This window comes from Emticicia sp. W12TSBA100-4 (assembly GCF_040253585.1).
Classification (GTDB): Bacteria; Bacteroidota; Bacteroidia; order Cytophagales; family Spirosomataceae; genus Emticicia.
On sequence record NZ_JBELAU010000005.1, the window covers coordinates 89,203 to 108,800 of the forward strand.

The window sequence follows — 19,598 nt, forward strand, 5'->3', positions numbered from 1 at the left end:
CAGTGGACGATCGTGAACTGTGGACTACTTTTGCTCTTTAATAAACTCTATTACCCGACGCTCAACCCAAGTTTCGTTAGAGTTTGACATCATAAAACCTACGTGCCCACCAAATTTCAAGAGTTGCAAGCTAACATTCGGGTTATTCTCAGCATCGCCTAAATCCAAACATTCGGGAGATAAAAACGGATCATTGATGGCCTGAATAACCAAAGTAGGTACATTTATAGACTTCAAAAAAGGCTTAGCAGCGGCTTTCTGATAGAAATCGTGAGCATTTTTAAAGCCAAACATTGGAGCGGTATAACGACTATCAAACTGCTCAAAATTCTTGATTAGCTCATATCCTTCATAACTAACTAATTTATTATTCGGATGTTGCGTTGACTTCTCTTTAATTTTTACGCCCAATTTCTTGATAAAGCGTTTCATATAGAACCTACGGCCAGGTTTATAAAGTTCATAGACCGAAGTGTATAAATCAAGTGGTACTGAAACTGCTACGCCAAACTTTACTTGCGATGGCAAAAGTTCGGGATTTTGCCCCAAAAGTCGAATAGTCATGCTGCCACCCATACTAAAACCTATCAAAACTACCTCTTCGTATTTGTAAGTATCGATGGCATAATTGACCACAAAACGAATGTCATCAACATCGCCATGATGATAAAAACGTGGTAAACGATTCATTTCTCCGCTACAACTGCGGCAATTCCAGCCCAAGCCGTCGTAACCGTTATCATTAAATTTCTTAATCATACCCGTTACATAGTGGCGGGTAGAGTCTCCTTCTAAGCCGTGCGTAACTATCACTAATTTTTTTGCACGAGTATCTGACACAAATGACCAATCGAAGTCGATAAAATCGCCATCTTGAAGTTCGACACGCTCTCTCTTATAATCCACAGGAATTTTACGAAAAAGACTTGGATAAATTGTTTGAATATGGGCATTAAACTGCCATTTGGGTGGTTTATATTCGGTATTTGTTGATAAAACTGGCATTCGTGTAATTATATAATAGTATTCAGAAGATCAAATTAATTAAATCCATTTTCGCCGTTTGAAGAAAAACAAAAAGCCTAATGAAGAGGTAACCATCAAAATTACTGCAATCCAAAAGCCATAAGGATGGTCGGTGGTCGGAATCAAAGGATAATTCATTCCGAAAACGCCCGCAATAAGGGTTGGAGGAAGAAAACAAATAGTTACTACCGTGAAAATCTTAATAATTTCGTTTTGTTCAAGGTTGATCAAACCCATAAAAGTATCTTGGAGGTACTCTAAACGTTCGAAATTAAAGGTAGTGTATTCGAGCAAAGAGCTTATATCTTTTAAGACAATTCGCAGACGTTCTTTACGGTCTTCGGGAAAATACATACTTCTTAGTATTTGCGAAAGTACTCGTTGTTTGTCAATAATACTTTCACGAATCATCATTGTATTTTCTTGTAAATTATTGATTCTGAGCAAAGAATCTTGCTTTGGTTTCTTTTCTCGGCTAAGCGTACGGCTGATGTTTTTCACTTCTTTCGACATCGCCTCCAGCAAATCAGCATCTGATTCGATGCGGGTTTCGAGCAGAACTAATAAAATATCAATTCCATCTTTAAAAACCTCTTCTCCTATTTTGATTTTTTTTACGGTATCGGCAAATGTTTTTGAATCTCCCTGACGAAAAGTAAACAAGATATTATCACGAATTAAAAAAGAAACTGGGTAAAACGAATAGCCATCATTCTCGGAAAGTAGAAAGTTAGAGTTGGCATTAATGGTATTATTCTGCTCAAAATACCTTGCACTGCTTTCAATTTCAACAATTTCTTGTGGCGTTTGAAAACTAATATTGCATTTAGTTTCAACCCATTCTTCTTCATCGCTGGTGGCTGATTGCAAATCTACCCACATCAAGTTTTTGAGTAAACCGAGTTCTCTCACATCGGTTTCTTTCATTACTTGCTTACCGTGTTTATAAAATATCCTTACCATCCTAACCGCAATTTTAAGTCTTATTCGATCAATTTTTCGATTACTTCAGGAAAATGTATGTGCTCCAGTGCTTGTACTTTTTTGGCAACGTCATCGGGCGTGTCGGTCGGAACCACCTCACATGTTGCTTGAAAAATTACTTTTCCTTCATCATAATACTCATTTACATAATGAATTGTAATTCCCGACTCTTTTTCCCCAGCTTCCACCACAGCTTCGTGCACAAAATGTCCCCACATCCCTTTTCCGCCGTATTTTGGCAGCAATGCGGGGTGAATATTAATAATTTTATTAGGAAATGCTTTCACTAAATTTTCGGGAATTAGCCACAGAAAACCAGCCAAAATCACCAAGTCGATTTGTTGTTTTTGTAATAAATCGACAATTTTATCGGTTTTGGAAAACGTTTTTTTATCGAATAAAACTGTCGGAATTCCCAATCTACGTCCACGCTCAATTACGCCCGCTGTTGGGTTATTTGACAAAAACAATTCAATACTAACTGATTTGTTATCAGCAAAATAGGTAGTTATTCGTTCGGCATTACTTCCCGAACCCGAAGCAAAAATAGCAATTCGTTTCATTTATTCAATTTTCAATGAGTGAATGAGTGAACGAGCGAATAAAAAAGCAAATTGTTTTTTTAGATATAAATTCTCAAAAAATTTTACTCTATCATTCAAAATTCACTCTTTCAAAATTAATTGGTATGCGAATCACGGCATTTTTTTTCAAAAAGCCAGTTTTAAATCAACAAAAAAGTCTCTGCAAAAAGTTGCAGAGACTTTTTTGTTGGTTGAGTTTAATTACCAAAAATGTAATTAAGAATTCACCATTAATCATTTACCATTGAAATTAGGCTTTCCCTTTATAGAGTTCATCTTGCCACTTTTTCAACTCATCCCATTTGCCATCACGAGCCAAAGCAGCTTGGTCTGCCCAAGTGGCAGGGTTATGAATTTGGAAACGAGGTCCAGCAGCATCAAGAATAGCTTTCATTCTTTCTACCGATGTTTCAGCCAACTCGGCAAAAGTATAAATACCTGCATTGTTGAATAATTCTTCGATTTTCGGGCCGATACCTTCAACAATTTTCAAATCATCTTTTTTGGTTGGTACAGCAGCGGCCGCAACTCCCGCTAAACCTAAAGCACCAGCAGCAATACCAGCCCCACCAGTTCCAGCCGAAACACTTCCACCAGCATCAACATTTACATTTGTTGATACTTTTGATTTTCGGCAAGCATCAAGTTCGCCTTCCAAGAAATTGATTCTATCTTGCAATTCGGCTGAATGATTTTTCCAACGGTTAATTTCACGGTTTAGCCACCACCAAAGTAATAAAAGTGGCAATAAACATCCAAGAAAAACTCCCCATGGAAAATCAGTTAACCAACATTTCATATATTGAAAAAAGTCCATATTTGTATTTTTTAAAAGTTATAAAATTTCTTAAACTAATGATTTTGAATCGTTTGCAACATAGGTAGATTGAATCTACTCTGGAGTACGAACCATCAACTTTTGGCTTTCTTACTCCTTCAATCTGATCGTACTACGACGATTCTTAGCTTTACCTTCAGGAGTGTCATTTGAGGCAATTGGTTCTTTTTCACCTTTACCCTCAGTTATCAACTGTGATGCTTTAAAACCCTCTTTCAATAAGAAAGATTTAGTCTGTTTCGCACGGTTTTCTGAAAGTCGCTGATTTAATTCATCAGATCCGTCGCTATCAGCATGACCAGTTATTAAGAGTAATTTATCAGGGTATTTCTCAAAATACTTTTTAGCTGTCTCGATGAAAGCTTCAACTTCGGCAGTTTTCTCAATGCCCGATTGATTGACTTTAAAATAAACATCTAATGGAGTAAACAAGATTTGTTCTTCTGGAGTAGCAGCTACTTTAACCGTATCTACTTTCAAAGAATCTCTCAGTTTGGTTGAGTCAATCATTGGCGTGGCTGCTACTACCATTGATGTCGTATCGGTCACGATTGGCTCGCCCGAACACAAGGGTTTACGGTTACAGTTCCACCAACCAGTGTACAACAAAGACCAAAGCAGAATCAGAAGGGGTAATAGAAATCTGTTCATTGTTTGATTTGTTTGAGGTTTAGGGAAAAAACTTTTTTACTCTATTTACGAATGGAAAAGTAATAAAAAGTAACTAAAAAACAACTTTTTTTTCGATTTACTATGGTATTTCTAACAAAAACTTAATATTTCTAAATTTAGATTCCGAATTTTACCTAAAAAGGACTAAATTTGGCGAACATAACCAAAGAAAACACACCTATTTTTATTGATGGACTCAATCAAGATTTTTGCCCCTGCTACTGTTGCCAATGTTGCCTGTGGATTTGATATTTTCGGCTTTGCCGTAGATGCACCAGGCGATGAAGTTATTGTTCGTAAACGCTCTGATAGTCAAATAATTATCACCAATATTACAGGCGAAGAAGGAAAACTTACCTACGATGTTTCTAAAAATGCAGTAACGGTTCCGATTATCAAATACCTCGAACAAACGGGCAGTACGCAAGGTCTGGAGATTGAATTACACAAAAAAATGCCACTCGGTAGTGGACTGGGAAGTAGCTCGGCGAGTTCGGTGGCGGGAGTTTTTGCGGTAAACGAATTACTTGGTAAACCACTTTCTGCCAAAGAATTATTACCATTTTCGATGGAGGGTGAGCGTATCGCTTGTGGTTCGGCTCACGCTGATAATGTTGCCCCTGCCCTACTGGGTGGTTTTGTAGTTGTAAGAAGCTATCAACCTCTTGATGTATTCAAAGTACCTACACCTGATGAACTATACGTAACTATCGTTCATCCTGATATTGAAGTTAATACAAAAGATGCACGTCATATTCTGCGTAATGAAGTTTCGATGAAAAACACCATTGCTCAAATGGGAAATGTGGCTGGTATGATTGCGGGTTTAATGCAAGCCGATTATAAACTTATTGCCAGTTCGATGGTTGATTTTATTATTGAGCCTGTTCGGGCAATATTGATTCCAGAATTTTGGGAAGTAAAAAATGCAGCTTTAGAAACAGGTGCTTTGGGTTGTAGTATTTCGGGAGCTGGCCCTTCGATTTTTGCATTCAGCCAAGGACGTGATACAGCTGAAAAAGTGGCAATCGCTATGAAAAATAGCTTTGAAAAGGTTGGGATTTATGCAAATGCGTACGTTTCAGGCATTAATCAAGATGGGCCGAAGGTTATTGGTTGATTCCATGAATTGAACGTCCAAATTGGACATTCTTATGGGACAAAATTTAACCAATAGAATTAAATTAAAAAATACTACTTACTAACCAGTAACGAATCAACAAATGAAAAGAATAGCCCTTATTACAGGTGCAACATCAGGAATTGGAAAAGCAACGGCCGAGGCTTTTGCCAATGCAGGAATTGACTTGGTTCTGTGCGGTCGTCGTCGTGAAGTTTTAGATGAATTAAAAGAATATTTTTCAAAAAAAGTACAAGTCACAACACTCGCATTTGATGTTCGTAATCAGACAGATGTTGCAACTGCGATTGAATCTTTACCCAAAGAATGGGGAAATATTGATATTTTAGTAAACAATGCGGGAAATGCTCATGGACTTGAACCAATTCAAGATGGGAACATTGTAGATTGGGATGCAATGATTGATGGAAATGTAAAAGGGCTTCTGTATGTTTCAAAAGCCGTAATGCCAATAATGATAGCACATGAAAAAGGACATATCATCAATTTAAGTTCAGTTGCTGGAAAATATACTTATCCAAACGGAGCAGTCTATTGTGCGTCAAAATCAGCAGTTGAGGCAATTAGTGAAGGAATGCGTCATGATTTGACAAAATATGGCATAAAAATAACAAATATCGCTCCTGGTGCGGTAGAAACTGACTTTTCGTTAGTACGTTTCAAAGGTGATGTAGAGCGTGCAAAGAAAGTTTATGAAGGCTTCGACCCAATTCAGCCAGAAGATGTAGCAGATGCAATTTTGTACGCTATCAATACACCTGACCGTGTAACGATTGCTGATATTGTGCTTTATGCAAAAGCCCAAGCCGCCCCAACTATGATTCATAGAAAATAAGATTTCAGATACGGGATACGAGATTCGGGACCGTTATACATTTCTCGAATCTCATATCGCAAATCTCATATCTCAAAATGGATAATCTACTTCAACATGTAAAAGAAATTGATATTCGGCAAGTTGCTCGTGACTTGGGCTTTGAGATTGTCCAAAGCCGACGCATGAATTGCCCATTTCACGTTGAAGACTCACCTTCTTTAGTTTTTTATCCTCCACCACAAAACGAATTTCATTGTTTTGGCTGTGGCAAACACGGTGATGTGATCAATCTCTATGCTGATGCCTGTCAGATTGACTTTAAAACCGCCCTCGAAGAACTCGCTACTCGTTATATTCCAGCTTATGATGGCGTTCAACACAAAACTGTTCGTAAGCTCGACATTAAAAGTGTTTACAGCAACAAGCCACTTCCCGAAAAACAGTTTGAATTCAAGCCAATTTACAGCGAAATCTACGAACGTTTTCAGCAGTTTTGTATCACTCAGCCTGCAACCGAATCAGCTCGAAAAGCGGCTGAATATTTGCGTGGCCGAGGAATTGATGACTGGACGATCAGACATTTCAAACTTTTTGTGATAAAAAACTATGTAGTTGCCAATGACTTTCTGAAATCAAACTATTCAATTGAAGACTTAAAAGCTTGTGGAATTGTCAACGACAAAGGTAATTTAGTTTTTTTCGTCCATCCGATTGTGATTCCTTATTACCAAGATGGGAGAATCGTTTATCTACAAGGTCGTACTATCGGCAACCCACCAGATGGTGCGAGCAAATATCAATTTCTTTCAGGAGTTCCTCGTAGTATTTTTAACCTTGATTCCATCAAAAAACTTCGCCCAAATTCCGAGGTCTATCTCACCGAAGGAGCATTCGATTGCATGACTTTGGTGAAGCATGGCATGATGGCAGTAAGTCTGGGAAGTGCCAAAATTTTCAAGAAAGAGTGGATGAAATATTTCAAGAAATATAAGATTCTGATAAGTTTCGATAACGATACCGCAGGCATCAACGGAGCAAACGTCCTCATCGAAGATTTTCTGATGTCAGGTATTTTGGCCGAAAAACGAGACTGGAATAAAGGTTTTAAGGATATTAATGAATATTTTGGTAGAACAATGTAATAGATTTTTCCGCCGGACAATTTAGAAAATTGTTCTACATCATTTGTTTTTTAACAAATCACACCGCATCTTTGCAACATCAATTCAATTATCCTACTCAAGTAGCTGATTGATTGATTTATACAGACGAGGGGAGAGAATAGGCTCTACGAACCTCGGGCAACCTGTCCCGCTTCAAGCGATAAGGTGCCAATACCTACCGAAATGGCGAAACAATTCGGACTTATAAACCAATCATACGAGAATCGTTTTCAAATTGGTTTTATTTCTTGTGTGGCAAATCACAATGGTTTTGCCATACTCAAGTTTCGCTACAAAATTCACTTTTTATTAAAATTTAAAACAACAAAACCAATGTCAGAACTACGCTTCGAAACGCTTCAGCTACACGCTGGACAGGAAATTGACCCAGTAACACAGTCTCGTGCTGTGCCTATTTATCAAACTACCGCCTATCAGTTTAAAGATTCTGCTCACGGTGCAAATCTTTTTGCTTTGAAAGAATTTGGCAACATCTATACCCGAATCATGAACCCAACCAATGATGTTTTTGAAAAACGCATTGCGGCTCTTGAAGGTGGTGTTGCGGCTCTTACGGTTTCATCAGGACACGCCGCTCAATTTATTGCCATTAATAATGTAACAACCGTTGGAGATAATTTCGTTACGACTTCTTTTCTTTATGGTGGCTCATACAATCAATTTAAGAATTCGTTCAAAAACATTGGCGTTGAGGCTCGTTTTGCCGAAGGAAACAATGTAGAAAGTTTTGAAAAATTGATTGACGAAAAAACAAAATTAATTTATGTAGAAACCATCGGAAACCCAGGCTTACACGTGCCTGATTTTGAAGCATTGGTTGCTTTAGCAAAAAAATATGACCTACCTCTTTTTGTAGATAATACATTTGGTGCTGGTGGAGCAATTTGCCAACCTCTCAAACATGGTGCAAACGTTGTGGTAGAATCTGCTACGAAATGGATTGGCGGACATGGTACGACTATGGGCGGTGTAATTGTTGATGCGGGTACTTTCAATTGGGGAAATGGCAAATATCCGCAGTTTACTGAGCCATCACCAAGTTATCATGGTTTAGTTTTGAATGATGTTTTTGGTATTGGAGGCCCTTTTGGTAATATCCAATATATCATTCGTTGTCGTGTTGAAGGACTGAGAGATTGGGGTGCTTGCCAGTCGCCATTCAATTCATTCTTATTGCTTCAAGGTCTTGAAACGCTTACTTTAAGAGTTGAACGCACTTGCGAAAACACCGCAGCTTTGGCAAAATGGCTATCGGAACATCCAGAAGTAGAGTCAGTAAATTACCCTGGACTCGCCAATCATCCAACCCACGAACTGGCAAAAAAATATTTACAACGTGGTTTTGGTGGTGTTCTTTCATTCAAACTCAAAGGCGGACGTGAAAGAGCTGAGAAATTTGTGAATAGTCTAAAACTTATTTCGCATTTGGCCAATGTTGGCGATGCCAAAACTTTGATAATTCACCCTGCATCAACCACTCACTCGCAATTATCAGAAAGTGAGCAGCTTTCGGCAGGTGTTGACCCTAATTTATTGAGAATTTCGTGTGGATACGAACATATCGAAGATATTAAGGCGGATATTACACAGGCTTTAGCATAATTTTTCAAGGTCGAAGATTGGCTCGAGTGAGTTTTATCTTCGACCTTGTTTTATAAGAATAAAATTTATGTCCAACAAAATCATTCATTTCAAAGACATTATAAAAAAAATGCCACCGAATCCTGCGGGTTCGTGGAACTACATTGATTTTCCTGAAAATATCCATGAAGTGTTTGGCAAAAAAGGATTCGTGAAAGTTAAAGGTTACATCAATAATAAAGCGTTTAAAAGTAACCTTTTTCCGAAAGGCAATGGTTTTCATGCCATGACCTTGCCGTTGAAATTACAAAAAGAATTAGGGGTAAAATTGCACGAAGAAATTTCGGTTTCAATTGAAGAAGATTTTGAAGAAAGAGTAATTTCGATGCCGGTTGAATTGCAGGAAGCCATAGATTTTGATGAGGAATTTGCCACTTTGTATCAACAACTTTCTGCATCGAAACAAAAAGATTACAGGTCATGGATTGGCAGTGCCAAACAAACCGAAACTCGAATAAAAAGAGTAGTAGAATTGGCCGAACGGCTAAGAAAACAACAAAAATAGTAATCAACAAAATTATACGAAAAATCACCAAATAAGTACGCTTAGCATTAATGGAAAATAAGACATTTCATCACGACGAACCTTTCAAACTTGAATCGGGGGCTTGGCTGCCTGAATTTGATTTAGCATATACCACTTACGGAACTCTCAACGCAGCCAAAGATAATGTAGTGTGGGTATGTCATGCTTTCACAGGAAACGCCAATCCGTCCGACTGGTGGAATGGTTTGATTGGCGAAAAACGTCTTTATAATCCTGCCGAACATTTTATTGTTTGTGCTAATATTTTGGGGTCGCATTATGGTTCGACCAATGCACTGAGCAAAAATCCGATTTCGGGCGAGCCTTATTTTCATGATTTTCCTTTTATCAGCATTCGTGATGTAGTTCGGGCAATTGATTTATTACGCATTAATTTAGGTATTGGAAAAATAGATACCTTGCTCGGTGGCTCGTTGGGTGGCCAACAAGCACTCGAATGGGCAATTTTACAGCCCGACTTAATTGAAAACTTGATTCTTTTCTCGACAAACGCCATACACTCTCCGTGGGGAATTGCTTTTAATGAATCGCAACGAATGGCAATTGCAGCCGACCCCACTTGGACCGAACGCCACCCAAAAGCGGGAATGAACGGCATGAAAGTGGCACGCTCAATTGCTCTTTTATCTTACCGAAATTATGCTACTTACGGCCGCACACAATCTCGTGATGAAGGGCAAGTCGATTTTTTTAGGGCAAATACTTACCAAAACTATCAAGGAGAAAAACTCGGTAAACGCTTCAATGCTTTCTCTTATTGGACACTCTCAAAAATGTTCGACTCCCACGATGTGGGTCGTGGGCGTGGGAAAGTAGAAGAAGCTCTCAAACTCATCAGAGCAAAAACTTTGGTAATTGGAATTACTTCTGATGTGCTATTTCCACCCGAAGAGCAAGAGTTTATTTCAAAGCATATTCCAAACGCAAAATACGCTCTCATTGACTCAATGTACGGACATGATGGTTTTTTAATTGAATTTGAAGCGATGACTGAGACGATTAAGGAGTGGATGTGATAAAAGTAAACTTATAAGTTGATTTTATGAAAATTACTGCTATCTTTGCTGTTGAAGAATTTACTCTTTATTCTGTCGCTTATGATAATCAAGAGATGGAATTTAGTCGTTTATTTAATCTTTGGATAAATGATTTTGAGTATTTATTTGATTTCTTTCAAGAAAATAGTAGTGATCTGAATAGTAGTTTCTACGGAGCTATAAGTATTGAAGATGCGGTTAGAAGAACTCGAAAACAAGCTATCGAATTTCGCAGAAAATTTTATCAATTGATTGAAAAACAGCAAAACTCAAATTTAAAATTACAGGCAATTTTTCGACCACTACACAATTCAGACTATCAATTAAAAGAACTTCTAAGAGAAAAATCAAAAGTAGATTGGCTTAGAATTTATGCAATAAGGATTAGTGAAAATACTTATGTTGTATCGGGCGGAAGCATTAAACTCACCCAAACGATGAATACTCGACCACATTTACAATTAGAACTTAAAAAATTGGATATGACCAGACAGTATCTAATCGAAAATGGCCTTACTGATGAATCTGACTATGGTTTTATAGAATTTAAAGAGGAATGATTATGAAAAATGAACCCCTTATCAAGCAACTCAATCAAATTGCTCAAACAGACAACTCTTGGAAAAAAGATGTTGTTTTTTATGAGGAAAACAAAGATTGGCTTGAACTATCTGCTGATATTGCCATCAGAATTTTAAGTACCCTTAGAGCAAACAAAACAAATGGTAAATACCCAAATTCTCAAAAACAGCTCGCTGAATTGATGGGCATAAGTTCGCAACAAATCAATAAAATCTTAAAAGGAAACGAAAATCTGACACTCAAAACTATCAATAAAATTGAAAAAACACTCAACATTCGATTAATTGAATTAAAACCAAATGAAGATTTAGCTTGTGTGTAAGTTTTATTTACTATCTAAAATTACATCAAAAATTCTGGAAATATCAATGTTTATAAGTGCATCTCTTTCATTTATACTATTTTCTAAACTTCACCAAAGGACTACAATCTTTAAAATTCACAATTCTCTTTCGCATTTTGGCTTTATCTTTAAAATGTCTTGATATTTCTTGGGTTTTGCTAAGAAAATCATTCTCAGTCTCGCTTTTTTGATAATAATGAATCTTGATAGATTCACAATTATCATGTTCAAAAATAGTATTTAGTAATACTCTATCTGACAAACCACAAGAATGACCTAATATCTCAACATCAAAAGGTTCAGATTCTATGAACCGCAAAAGATTTGAATAATTATCAGTTTTGAAGTACCCAAAAGACTTAAAATTATTGAGAAATTCATTGATATTTAGGTTCTGAATCTTTTCGTAGTGACTATCAATTTCATCACCATATCCAAAAATTATGGGATTATCTTGATTTTTCAATTTTCCATGAATGTAATTCTTCCTATGATTAGTTTGGGGAACTATATATTTCTCTACTGTATCAGTATAATTAAAGTTTAAATAATGAACAATTTTAGATTTTTTATCTTCTTCAGAGTATCCGTCACAATAATCTGACTGAAATAAACTATTAATATCTTGATTTACATTATTGCACTCTATAGTACTCAAATATTCTTCAAGTTTCTTTTTAAAAAATTCAAATTCGGAATTTAATTTTCTAACTTCCGAAATATGATATTCTTTGGAATTATTATATGGTTTATTGCCTTCATAAAATATCTCAATCAATGATTCATAATACTCAGTTTCTATATCTATCCATGAGTAAGTTCTATAATTATCTAATAATTTACCTAAAAGTGGAGCCTTATATTTAACATTAAAAACACCACTGCTATATACTTCATAAAACCATTCTATTTTAAAGTCTTCACTTCTTCGTCTTATAAAATCAGGCATCTGCTGAATATTCTTCAATTTTACCTCTATTAATTCATCTTCAAATTTGGAAGCTTCTCTCTTAATAAATTCACAAATGTTTAATAAATACCACTTTATAAAATCATTATAACTCGTCTTCAATCCATGAGCTAAATCAAACCCATTTCCAATAATCACCAACTTGTTCTTATGTTCTTCCATAAAATTTACAAAATTTTTTATCTAATAATTAACTCCTCAAACAACCTCACAGTCTGCATAGCTTCTTTCACATCATGAACACGCAAGATTTTCGCTCCTTGCATGAGAGCGTACATGTTAAGTGCAGTTGTCCCATTGAGTGCTTCGTCTGCGGTAATGTTGAGCGTTCGCCAAATCATTGATTTTCTTGAAATTCCTACCAAAAGTGGTAAATCCATAACTTTAAAGGCGTCCAAATTTCGCATCATTTCAAAACCTTGTTTGGCATTTTTGGCAAATCCAAAACCTGGGTCTATGATAATATCTTTCACGGCTAAAGCTCTTAGTTGAGCCACTTTTTCTTGCAATTCAGTAATTACATCGAGTGTCAGGTCTTTATAATCATTGAGTTTGTTCATCGTCTGTGGATTTCCACGGCTGTGCATCAAAATATACGGCACTTGCAATTCGGCTACGGTCTGAAACATATCTTCGTCCAGATTTCCCCCTGCAATATCGTTGATGATTGTTGCCCCAACTTTCACGGCTTCACGAGCAACTTTACTTCTGAAAGTATCAATCGAAATGGCTACTTTATCAGCAAAATTTTGTGCAATTACTTCAATGACTGGCGAAACTCGGTCAATTTCCTCGGCTACACTTACATCACTGGCATCGGGGCGAGTCGAGTAGCCCCCAATATCAATAAATAGTGCTCCATCGGCAATCATTTTACCAACTTGGTCGGTTATTTGATTGCAATTAGGTGTATATCTACTTCCCGAAAAAAACGAATCGGGCGTAATATTCAGAATTCCCATTACCGAAGGTTTCGACAAATCAATGAGTTTTTGGCCAATTACAGGCTCGTTGGGGGTGTATTTATGATTGATACTTATAAATGTCATTTGCTTATAGAGCCGAAGTTTTATAGTTTTGCAAGTATAAAGGTGGTTCCGCCTTTTATCTCCAATTTCATTAATTTTTGAGTCAAAGATAATTCAATCTATTGAACTTAATTAATTTTTTCTAAATTGAATACCGAACCCAAAGCCAATAGGCAATTACATAATTCAATGAATCAAACAGAAACTGAATACCGCCAAGTCATTAAGATTTGTCAAGACCTTTTCGAGAAGAAAAACAAAGATTATGGCACTTCTTGGCGTATCTTACGCTTACCGAGCATCACTGACCAAATTTTCATTAAAGCTCAACGCATCCGCACGATTCAAGACAATGGTTTTAGCCGTGTCGATGAAGGCGAAGTACCCGAATTTATCGGTATCATCAATTATTGCGTAATGGCTCTCATACAAGCTGATTTGGTCAATAGCACCGAACTCGAAATTCCGTTTGAGCAATTACAAGCCATGTATAATAAGCAAGTTGCGGAGGTTATGGAATTACTTTTCAATAAAAACCATGATTATGGCGAGGCATGGCGTGATATGCGTGTAAGTTCGATGACCGATATTATTTTGATGAAACTATTCAGAATCAAACAAATTGAAGATAATCAAGGCAAAACATTGGTTTCGGAAGGCATCAAGGCTGGCTATCAAGACATTATCAATTACGCTGTTTTTTGCATGATAAAATTGGGTCAAGCTCAAGGACAGCAGTAAAGGGGAATTACGAATTTTAGAAGGACGAATGACAAATTGTTTCTCGATTTATAATCCCTATCATCGTAAATTTTACTTATTTTAACATACCATTAACTTTTCAGAATGAAAATGCGTATTATTTTTGATATTCTATCATTGACTCATTCTATCATTCAAAATTAGATTTATGAAACTATTTTCACAAATTGCCCGCATCATAGTTGGTGTAATATTTACTTTTTCGGGCTTCGTAAAAGTTGTTGACCCTGTGGGAACTGGCATCAAACTCGAAGAATATTTCGAGGTTTTTGCTCAAGATTTGCCTTCTTTGCAGGGTTTATTTATGTTTTTTGCCCATAATTCTTTGGCATTATCATTGATTTTCTGTGCTTTAGAAGTTATTTTGGGTGTAGCTACACTCCTATCCTACCGCATGAAAATTACTTCATGGTTATTGCTCATTATTATTGTTTTCTTTACGTTTCTAACTTTCTATTCGGCATATTTCAATAAAGTAACCGACTGCGGATGTTTTGGAGATTTCTTGAAACTCAAACCTTGGACATCGTTCAACAAAGATATTTTCTTGACAGTCTTTATTTTGGTCATATTTGTTTTCAGAAACAAATACACAAACTCGAATCAAAACATAGTGATGGCCATCGTAACGGCCATTTCGTTTGGAATCGGTATTTATGCTATTCGTTACCTTCCTCCGATTGATTTCTTGCCTTACGCAATCGGAAAAAGTATTCCTGAGCAAATGAAACCAACGGGTGTAAAACCAATCATGGAATTTACGTTTTTGAATAAGAAAACCAACGAAGAAATTGTAGCAAAAGAGTTTTTGATGGATACGCTTACTTACAAATACGTATCAATGGTGACGCTCAATGAAGATAAAATCAAACCAAAAATCACGGATTATTCGATTGCAGACCAACAAGGAAACAATTATACCGATTCGACTTTCGCTGGCAATAAATTGTTAGTGATTTTCAAGGACGTAAAAAATACTGATACAGAACAAGTGAACGAATTGAAATCTTTGATAAAAGCTGCTGAAGCAAAGGGAATTACTCCAATGATTTTAACGTCAGTGATTCAAGCTGATTATCAAAAGTTTAGCGAGGCAAATGGTATTTCAACACCATATTTCTCAGCCGATGCAACAGTATTAAAAACAATGGCACGAACAAATCCGTGTGTGATTTTGTTACAAAATGGTGTAGTAAAAGGCAAATGGGGCAATCATAGTATTCCGAAAATTGAAAGTTTAGCCGAAAATTTAAAATAAGATAGAAGAACCAAAGCAAGAATGACCACAAATATTTTTTTAATAGGAATGCCTTCGTCGGGTAAAAGTACACTTGGCCGACAAATTGCAAAAAGTCTTGGCTATGAATTTATAGATTTAGATTTGAGAATTGAGATTGCAGAAGGCAAAAAAATTGCAGAAATATTTAGCTTAAATGGCGAAGAATATTTCAGAAAAGTAGAAAACCAACAACTAAAGAAAATACAAAAAGATAGCAAAATGGTGGTAGCCACTGGCGGAGGAACTCCATGCTTCCACGATGGACTTGAGTATATCAAAGAAAACGGTATCAGTATTTTTTTAGATGTAAAACCAGCGATGTTGGTTGAAAGAATGAAAGTTTCTAAGAAAAACGAACGCCCCTTATTTGATTTGGAAAGTAAATCACTTTTAGATACTATCTCAGAAAAGTACAACGAACGCCTGCCGATTTATCAGAAAGCCGATATTACAGTTGAGGGCGACACCGATCCCGATAGCATCCTTTGGATAATTGATGCAGAATTTTCAAGAAAAAAATAAAATGGTGTAAAACGGTTAGTGGTTGTGATTAATGCGATTAATAGGAGTTTGAATAATCAAACTCCTATTTTTGTATCATTTTCAAATATTTTGTTAGAGAATTGGCAATTAAAGCAGTGGTATAAGCATCTGATTTCCAAACTAATATATTTCTTAGAGCTGTTCCGCCCGAAAAGAAAATTCCTCCCTCCCATTTTATTCCATTGCTTTCGCTCAATGATTTTTCAATCAAAAATTTTATTGCTCGCTCAATTCTTTCGTTTTCAATTTTCATTCCCTTCGATTTCAAATCTAACATAGCGTGCAAAGCATAAGCCGTTGACTGCACCAAATCTTTTTTATTTAGCCAATCTTGACTCTCGAAACTACCATCTTGATTTTGAGTTTCTATGATATTCTCTAAGATTGTTTGACAAGCAGGAGCAAGTTGCACAACCGCTGCTGCATACGCACGAGCTACACCATAATGTATGTGATAAAGATTTGGGTAGTAAACTGCATTATTATACCAACGGGGCTGTTTCAATAAAAACTCAATATAGGCAATTGCTCCATTTTTCCCAAGACTTTTATCCAACTGATTAGAAACTGACAAATAGGTAAGGACATTTGAATTAACAACCACATCAACATCATTTGCACCAAATGGAATCCAAGGTTTGTACGCTTTTGGTCGAGCCGAACTTCCTGGCATAAAAATAAATAATGTACTCAAAAATGTAAGTGGAGTTTTCAAAAACCAAAAACGAAACTCCTGCGAATGCCAAGTTAGAAAAGCCCCTGAATTTGGGTAACGAACAAATAAATGGTTGTACCAATTTCTATTTCTACGATTTAAGTCAAGAAACTTATCATATTCTTCACTGGCGATAATTGGCAGCGTATCAGCAAAGATTTGATTATGATACATCGTGGCCAAATTACCGAGCGAAGTATCATCAGCATCTTCGGGAACATTAGCAGCATTATTGATAAATCTTGAACGAAGCCTATATTCGGTAGGGCGATGTACAAGTGGCTGCGGATTGGGTTCACCAAAAAGTTTGAGTTTCCTATTGGGTGGAAGTGCTTTCCAAAAGTTAAATCTCTGTCCGTTTCGATAGGTAAGAATATCTTGAAAAGCTTTATTTAAAGTTGGTTTTAAGTAAATCAATGATGTATCAGTCAAATAAACCTCCGCCAAGAAATTATGAATGGCCGAAACCGTAAAACCATTAGAATCTTTATGTTTTTGTTTTTTCCCGATGAAAAAATACGGCTCAGTCAACTCCATAGTCCCATGCCATTCGCCTTTAAACTGTTTATTGGCAATGCTTGAATCTATCTGACTTTCCACTAAAAAAAGTAGTGCTTTATCACGAGTAGTCTGTACTTCTTCAGAGAATGTAGAATCATACTTCTGAGCATTTACTGAGAAAATTGAGCATAAAATCAAGCATAAAACTATGTGTCTCATATTAAATAGAAAAAGCCTTTGCCAAATTCGATGAAGAAATAGCAAAGGCTTATTTGTATTTTTATAGATTATTTAGTCTGTCTCTGTCTAACAGCTTCGTACAAAATAACGCCCGTTGCAACCGAAACATTCAATGAACCAATTTTTCCAACCATAGGAATCTTTGTGGCGTAATCCGCTTGTTCGAGCAAATTATCTGAGATTCCATCTTCTTCCGAACCCATCAAAATGGCAGTTGGTAACGAAAAATCAATATCATATAATTCGGCAGTTGCTTTTTCGGTACAAGCCACCACTTGAATACCCGATTGTTGCAATTCGCTTACTACTTGCGATAAGCTATTTTCACGACAAACGGGCAAGTGAGTCAATGCACCTGAAGAAGTTTTCATGGCATCGGCATTAATTTGAGCAGCACCACGAGCTGGCACAACGATTCCGTTTACGCCCGCACATTCGGCAGTACGAGAAATCGCTCCAAAATTTCTTACGTCAGTTATTCTGTCAAGAACCAAAATCAATGGCACATCGCCACGCTCGAAAGTATCAGCCACCACATTTGACATCTTGGCATAATTTACCGCCGACACAAATGCAATAATGCCTTGATGCACTTTCATCGTTACTCGATTGAGTTTTTCGAGTGGCACTCGTTGCACAGGAATTTCACGTTCACGAGCCAGTTTTTCAACTTCAGCGTGTCCAAATTCTCTTTGAAGTAATATTTTTTCTATTTCTTTGGTGCTTTTGAGCGTTTCCAAAACAGACTGAACGCCAAAAACAATATCTGGCTTCGAGGGTTTCTCAAAGCCAGCGGGAGTTGGTTTTGCAAAGTATTTTTTCTTAAATCCAGTTTTATTATCGTCTTCGGGCTTACGATAACCGCCTTCTGAACTGCGGCCTAATCCACTACGTTTCCTGTTCTCCATGCTTCTACAAATGGAAACCAATATGCCTGATATTCGGGATAACGAACCAGTTCATAATAGTTTTCCGTAAATTGGTTTGGTTTTCTATTAAATGTAAATATAATTTCTGAAAAATTGGTATTTTGTGCATACACCCACACCTCACGGTCACGGCTACGTTGCACTTTATTTGGCGGGCCTAAAATTGTATAAACCATGCCTTTGTCGGTTTTCCAGCCTTCTTTATAAGATGTAAAAAGGCGGTTCGCTTCTTCTATTCGATGATAATAATTTTTAATAATTTTCTTAGAAACCATCTGATTTCCACCAGTAATAGCCAAGAAAAACTTATCCAAAGCTTGTTTAGAATTGGGATTATCGTTTACAGCCTTCAATTCTTGGCTCGTACTCATATAAATCAAAGGTTTTACCAAGTTTTCTGGGCGAGTCATTCGTGGGTAACGCTCATCAACGAGCATAAATCCAAAGCCATTGCTGGTAGAATTTGTATCTTCAACAATCTGGTAAAGTCCTTCTTGCGATAATTTTATTGATGTATTGGTCTGGACTTTAATGGTTTCTTCGATGGTCAAGCTTGCTATACTTGGGCGAATCGAAGTTGCCATCGGCGATTGTGCAGGCGTAAAATCATTTTTATAGCGAATCAAATACAATTCACGTGAATGATTCATGACACTTTTCACTTGAAATGAATCGGTTTTATTGATGAAATTTCGGAAAATCGGCATCGAAAAATTACCAATATAAACTCCGAATCGGTCATTGATGCGAGTTCCGTTAAAATCAATTACCAAATCATTGTTTGATTTCTTACTATCTTCTAACTGAAAAACTTCTGTTAAAAGTAAGCCTTTCGGTAAATTTTTCGGACGTGGAATCTCAAAACTTAATAAAACTTTGCCTTCTTTCAGCAAAACATTTTGTTCGTTTAAATCAATTTTTCCAGAGCCGAGTCTTTCACGTACGCCGTAGTCAGGCTGCAAAAGCCAGTTGAATCTGAAATTTTCATTCAATTGCTGAACAACCTGCTCCTTGTTGAGATTTTCAATATCCAACTCCATAAAGATTCTGACTGCTGACGAATCTTTCAATAAATATCGACTTTTTATAGCCACAACCAATGGTTTTGCCACAGGCGTTGGCCTAACTGCCGATGTTTTATCTATCTCCTTCTGAGCTTTCTGAACTTTCTTATTTGTTGTACAAGCAGCTAATACTACCAAAAAGCTATAAATAATTGCTTTCTTCATCAATGT

General features: G+C 36.6%; 21 protein-coding genes and 1 riboswitch. Of the genes, 11 read left to right on the forward strand and 10 right to left on the reverse strand.

Annotated features, from left to right (window positions below):
- Positions 1–24: 24 nt before the first annotated feature.
- The 5 genes from ABR854_RS07840 to ABR854_RS07860 all read right to left on the reverse strand — a co-directional run bounded on the left by ABR854_RS07840 (position 25) and on the right by ABR854_RS07860 (position 4,083).
- The gene (locus ABR854_RS07840; RefSeq protein ID WP_350264851.1) at positions 25–1,005 is read right to left on the reverse strand and encodes a YheT family hydrolase; all 981 of its coding nucleotides are present in this window, start codon (positions 1,003–1,005) and stop codon (positions 25–27) included.
- A 39-nt stretch (positions 1,006–1,044) separates the two neighbouring features.
- The gene (corA, locus tag ABR854_RS07845; protein ID WP_350264852.1) at positions 1,045–1,989 is read right to left on the reverse strand and encodes a magnesium/cobalt transporter CorA; all 945 of its coding nucleotides are present in this window, start codon (positions 1,987–1,989) and stop codon (positions 1,045–1,047) included.
- Between the two features lie 20 nt (positions 1,990–2,009).
- A complete protein-coding gene (gene purN / locus ABR854_RS07850) occupies positions 2,010–2,573 on the reverse strand; it encodes a phosphoribosylglycinamide formyltransferase (protein WP_350264853.1) in 564 nt (187 codons plus the stop codon).
- A 271-nt stretch (positions 2,574–2,844) separates the two neighbouring features.
- Positions 2,845–3,393 carry a helix-hairpin-helix domain-containing protein gene (locus ABR854_RS07855; protein WP_350264854.1) on the reverse strand — a complete coding sequence of 183 codons (549 nt, stop codon included), beginning with the start codon at positions 3,391–3,393 and terminating at the stop codon, positions 2,845–2,847.
- 129 nt (positions 3,394–3,522) lie between these two features.
- Complete coding sequence (locus tag ABR854_RS07860; protein WP_350264855.1) at positions 3,523–4,083, reverse strand: OmpA family protein; 561 nt, start codon at positions 4,081–4,083, stop codon at positions 3,523–3,525.
- 211 nt (positions 4,084–4,294) lie between these two features.
- Between ABR854_RS07860 and ABR854_RS07865 the strand changes: the two genes are divergently transcribed.
- From ABR854_RS07865 to ABR854_RS07900, 8 genes are all read left to right on the forward strand, one after another.
- A complete protein-coding gene (locus ABR854_RS07865; protein WP_350264856.1) occupies positions 4,295–5,224 on the forward strand; it encodes a homoserine kinase in 930 nt (309 codons plus the stop codon).
- Positions 5,225–5,327: 103 nt separating this feature from the next.
- Positions 5,328–6,080 carry an SDR family NAD(P)-dependent oxidoreductase gene (locus ABR854_RS07870; protein WP_350264858.1) on the forward strand — a complete coding sequence of 251 codons (753 nt, stop codon included), beginning with the start codon at positions 5,328–5,330 and terminating at the stop codon, positions 6,078–6,080.
- Positions 6,081–6,157: 77 nt separating this feature from the next.
- A complete protein-coding gene (locus ABR854_RS07875) occupies positions 6,158–7,204 on the forward strand; it encodes a CHC2 zinc finger domain-containing protein (RefSeq protein WP_350264859.1) in 1,047 nt (348 codons plus the stop codon).
- A gap of 115 nt (positions 7,205–7,319) precedes the next feature.
- Positions 7,320–7,436, forward strand: a riboswitch (SAM riboswitch).
- Between the two features lie 122 nt (positions 7,437–7,558).
- Positions 7,559–8,848 carry an O-acetylhomoserine aminocarboxypropyltransferase/cysteine synthase family protein gene (locus tag ABR854_RS07880; RefSeq protein WP_350264861.1) on the forward strand — a complete coding sequence of 430 codons (1,290 nt, stop codon included), beginning with the start codon at positions 7,559–7,561 and terminating at the stop codon, positions 8,846–8,848.
- A 67-nt stretch (positions 8,849–8,915) separates the two neighbouring features.
- Entirely contained in the window at positions 8,916–9,392 is a 477-nt protein-coding gene (locus ABR854_RS07885) for a YdeI/OmpD-associated family protein (protein WP_350264862.1), read from the forward strand.
- 50 nt (positions 9,393–9,442) lie between these two features.
- The gene (locus ABR854_RS07890) at positions 9,443–10,450 is read left to right on the forward strand and encodes a homoserine O-acetyltransferase family protein (RefSeq protein ID WP_350264863.1); all 1,008 of its coding nucleotides are present in this window, start codon (positions 9,443–9,445) and stop codon (positions 10,448–10,450) included.
- 26 nt (positions 10,451–10,476) lie between these two features.
- Complete coding sequence (locus tag ABR854_RS07895) at positions 10,477–11,031, forward strand: hypothetical protein (RefSeq protein WP_350264864.1); 555 nt, start codon at positions 10,477–10,479, stop codon at positions 11,029–11,031.
- Positions 11,032–11,033: 2 nt separating this feature from the next.
- Complete coding sequence (locus tag ABR854_RS07900) at positions 11,034–11,375, forward strand: helix-turn-helix transcriptional regulator (RefSeq protein WP_350264865.1); 342 nt, start codon at positions 11,034–11,036, stop codon at positions 11,373–11,375.
- A gap of 76 nt (positions 11,376–11,451) precedes the next feature.
- Here the strand turns inward: ABR854_RS07900 and ABR854_RS07905 are convergent, their stop codons facing one another.
- Both ABR854_RS07905 and folP read right to left on the reverse strand, forming a co-directional pair.
- Complete coding sequence (locus tag ABR854_RS07905) at positions 11,452–12,528, reverse strand: AbiH family protein (RefSeq protein ID WP_350264866.1); 1,077 nt, start codon at positions 12,526–12,528, stop codon at positions 11,452–11,454.
- A gap of 17 nt (positions 12,529–12,545) precedes the next feature.
- Positions 12,546–13,415, reverse strand: a complete 870-nt coding sequence (folP, locus tag ABR854_RS07910; protein WP_350264867.1) for a dihydropteroate synthase — start codon at positions 13,413–13,415, stop codon at positions 12,546–12,548.
- A 168-nt stretch (positions 13,416–13,583) separates the two neighbouring features.
- Here folP and ABR854_RS07915 point away from each other — a divergent pair, with 168 nt between their 5' ends.
- The 3 genes from ABR854_RS07915 to ABR854_RS07925 all read left to right on the forward strand — a co-directional run bounded on the left by ABR854_RS07915 (position 13,584) and on the right by ABR854_RS07925 (position 15,957).
- Positions 13,584–14,135, forward strand: a complete 552-nt coding sequence (locus ABR854_RS07915; RefSeq protein WP_350264868.1) for a DUF1599 domain-containing protein — start codon at positions 13,584–13,586, stop codon at positions 14,133–14,135.
- A gap of 169 nt (positions 14,136–14,304) precedes the next feature.
- The gene (locus tag ABR854_RS07920; protein ID WP_350264869.1) at positions 14,305–15,414 is read left to right on the forward strand and encodes a BT_3928 family protein; all 1,110 of its coding nucleotides are present in this window, start codon (positions 14,305–14,307) and stop codon (positions 15,412–15,414) included.
- 21 nt (positions 15,415–15,435) lie between these two features.
- Positions 15,436–15,957, forward strand: a complete 522-nt coding sequence (locus tag ABR854_RS07925) for a shikimate kinase (protein WP_064196572.1) — start codon at positions 15,436–15,438, stop codon at positions 15,955–15,957.
- Positions 15,958–16,021: 64 nt separating this feature from the next.
- Here ABR854_RS07925 and ABR854_RS07930 read toward each other — a convergent pair whose 3' ends face one another.
- The 3 genes from ABR854_RS07930 to ABR854_RS07940 all read right to left on the reverse strand — a co-directional run bounded on the left by ABR854_RS07930 (position 16,022) and on the right by ABR854_RS07940 (position 19,592).
- Complete coding sequence (locus tag ABR854_RS07930) at positions 16,022–17,413, reverse strand: prenyltransferase/squalene oxidase repeat-containing protein (RefSeq protein WP_350264870.1); 1,392 nt, start codon at positions 17,411–17,413, stop codon at positions 16,022–16,024.
- Between the two features lie 68 nt (positions 17,414–17,481).
- Complete coding sequence (gene rlmB / locus ABR854_RS07935; protein ID WP_350264871.1) at positions 17,482–18,342, reverse strand: 23S rRNA (guanosine(2251)-2'-O)-methyltransferase RlmB; 861 nt, start codon at positions 18,340–18,342, stop codon at positions 17,482–17,484.
- Positions 18,315–19,592: a GWxTD domain-containing protein gene (locus ABR854_RS07940; protein WP_350264872.1), complete on the reverse strand. Its 1,278-nt coding sequence runs from the start codon at positions 19,590–19,592 to the stop codon at positions 18,315–18,317. Before ABR854_RS07940 ends, rlmB begins: the two co-directional genes overlap by 28 nt.
- Positions 19,593–19,598 lie beyond the last annotated feature (6 nt).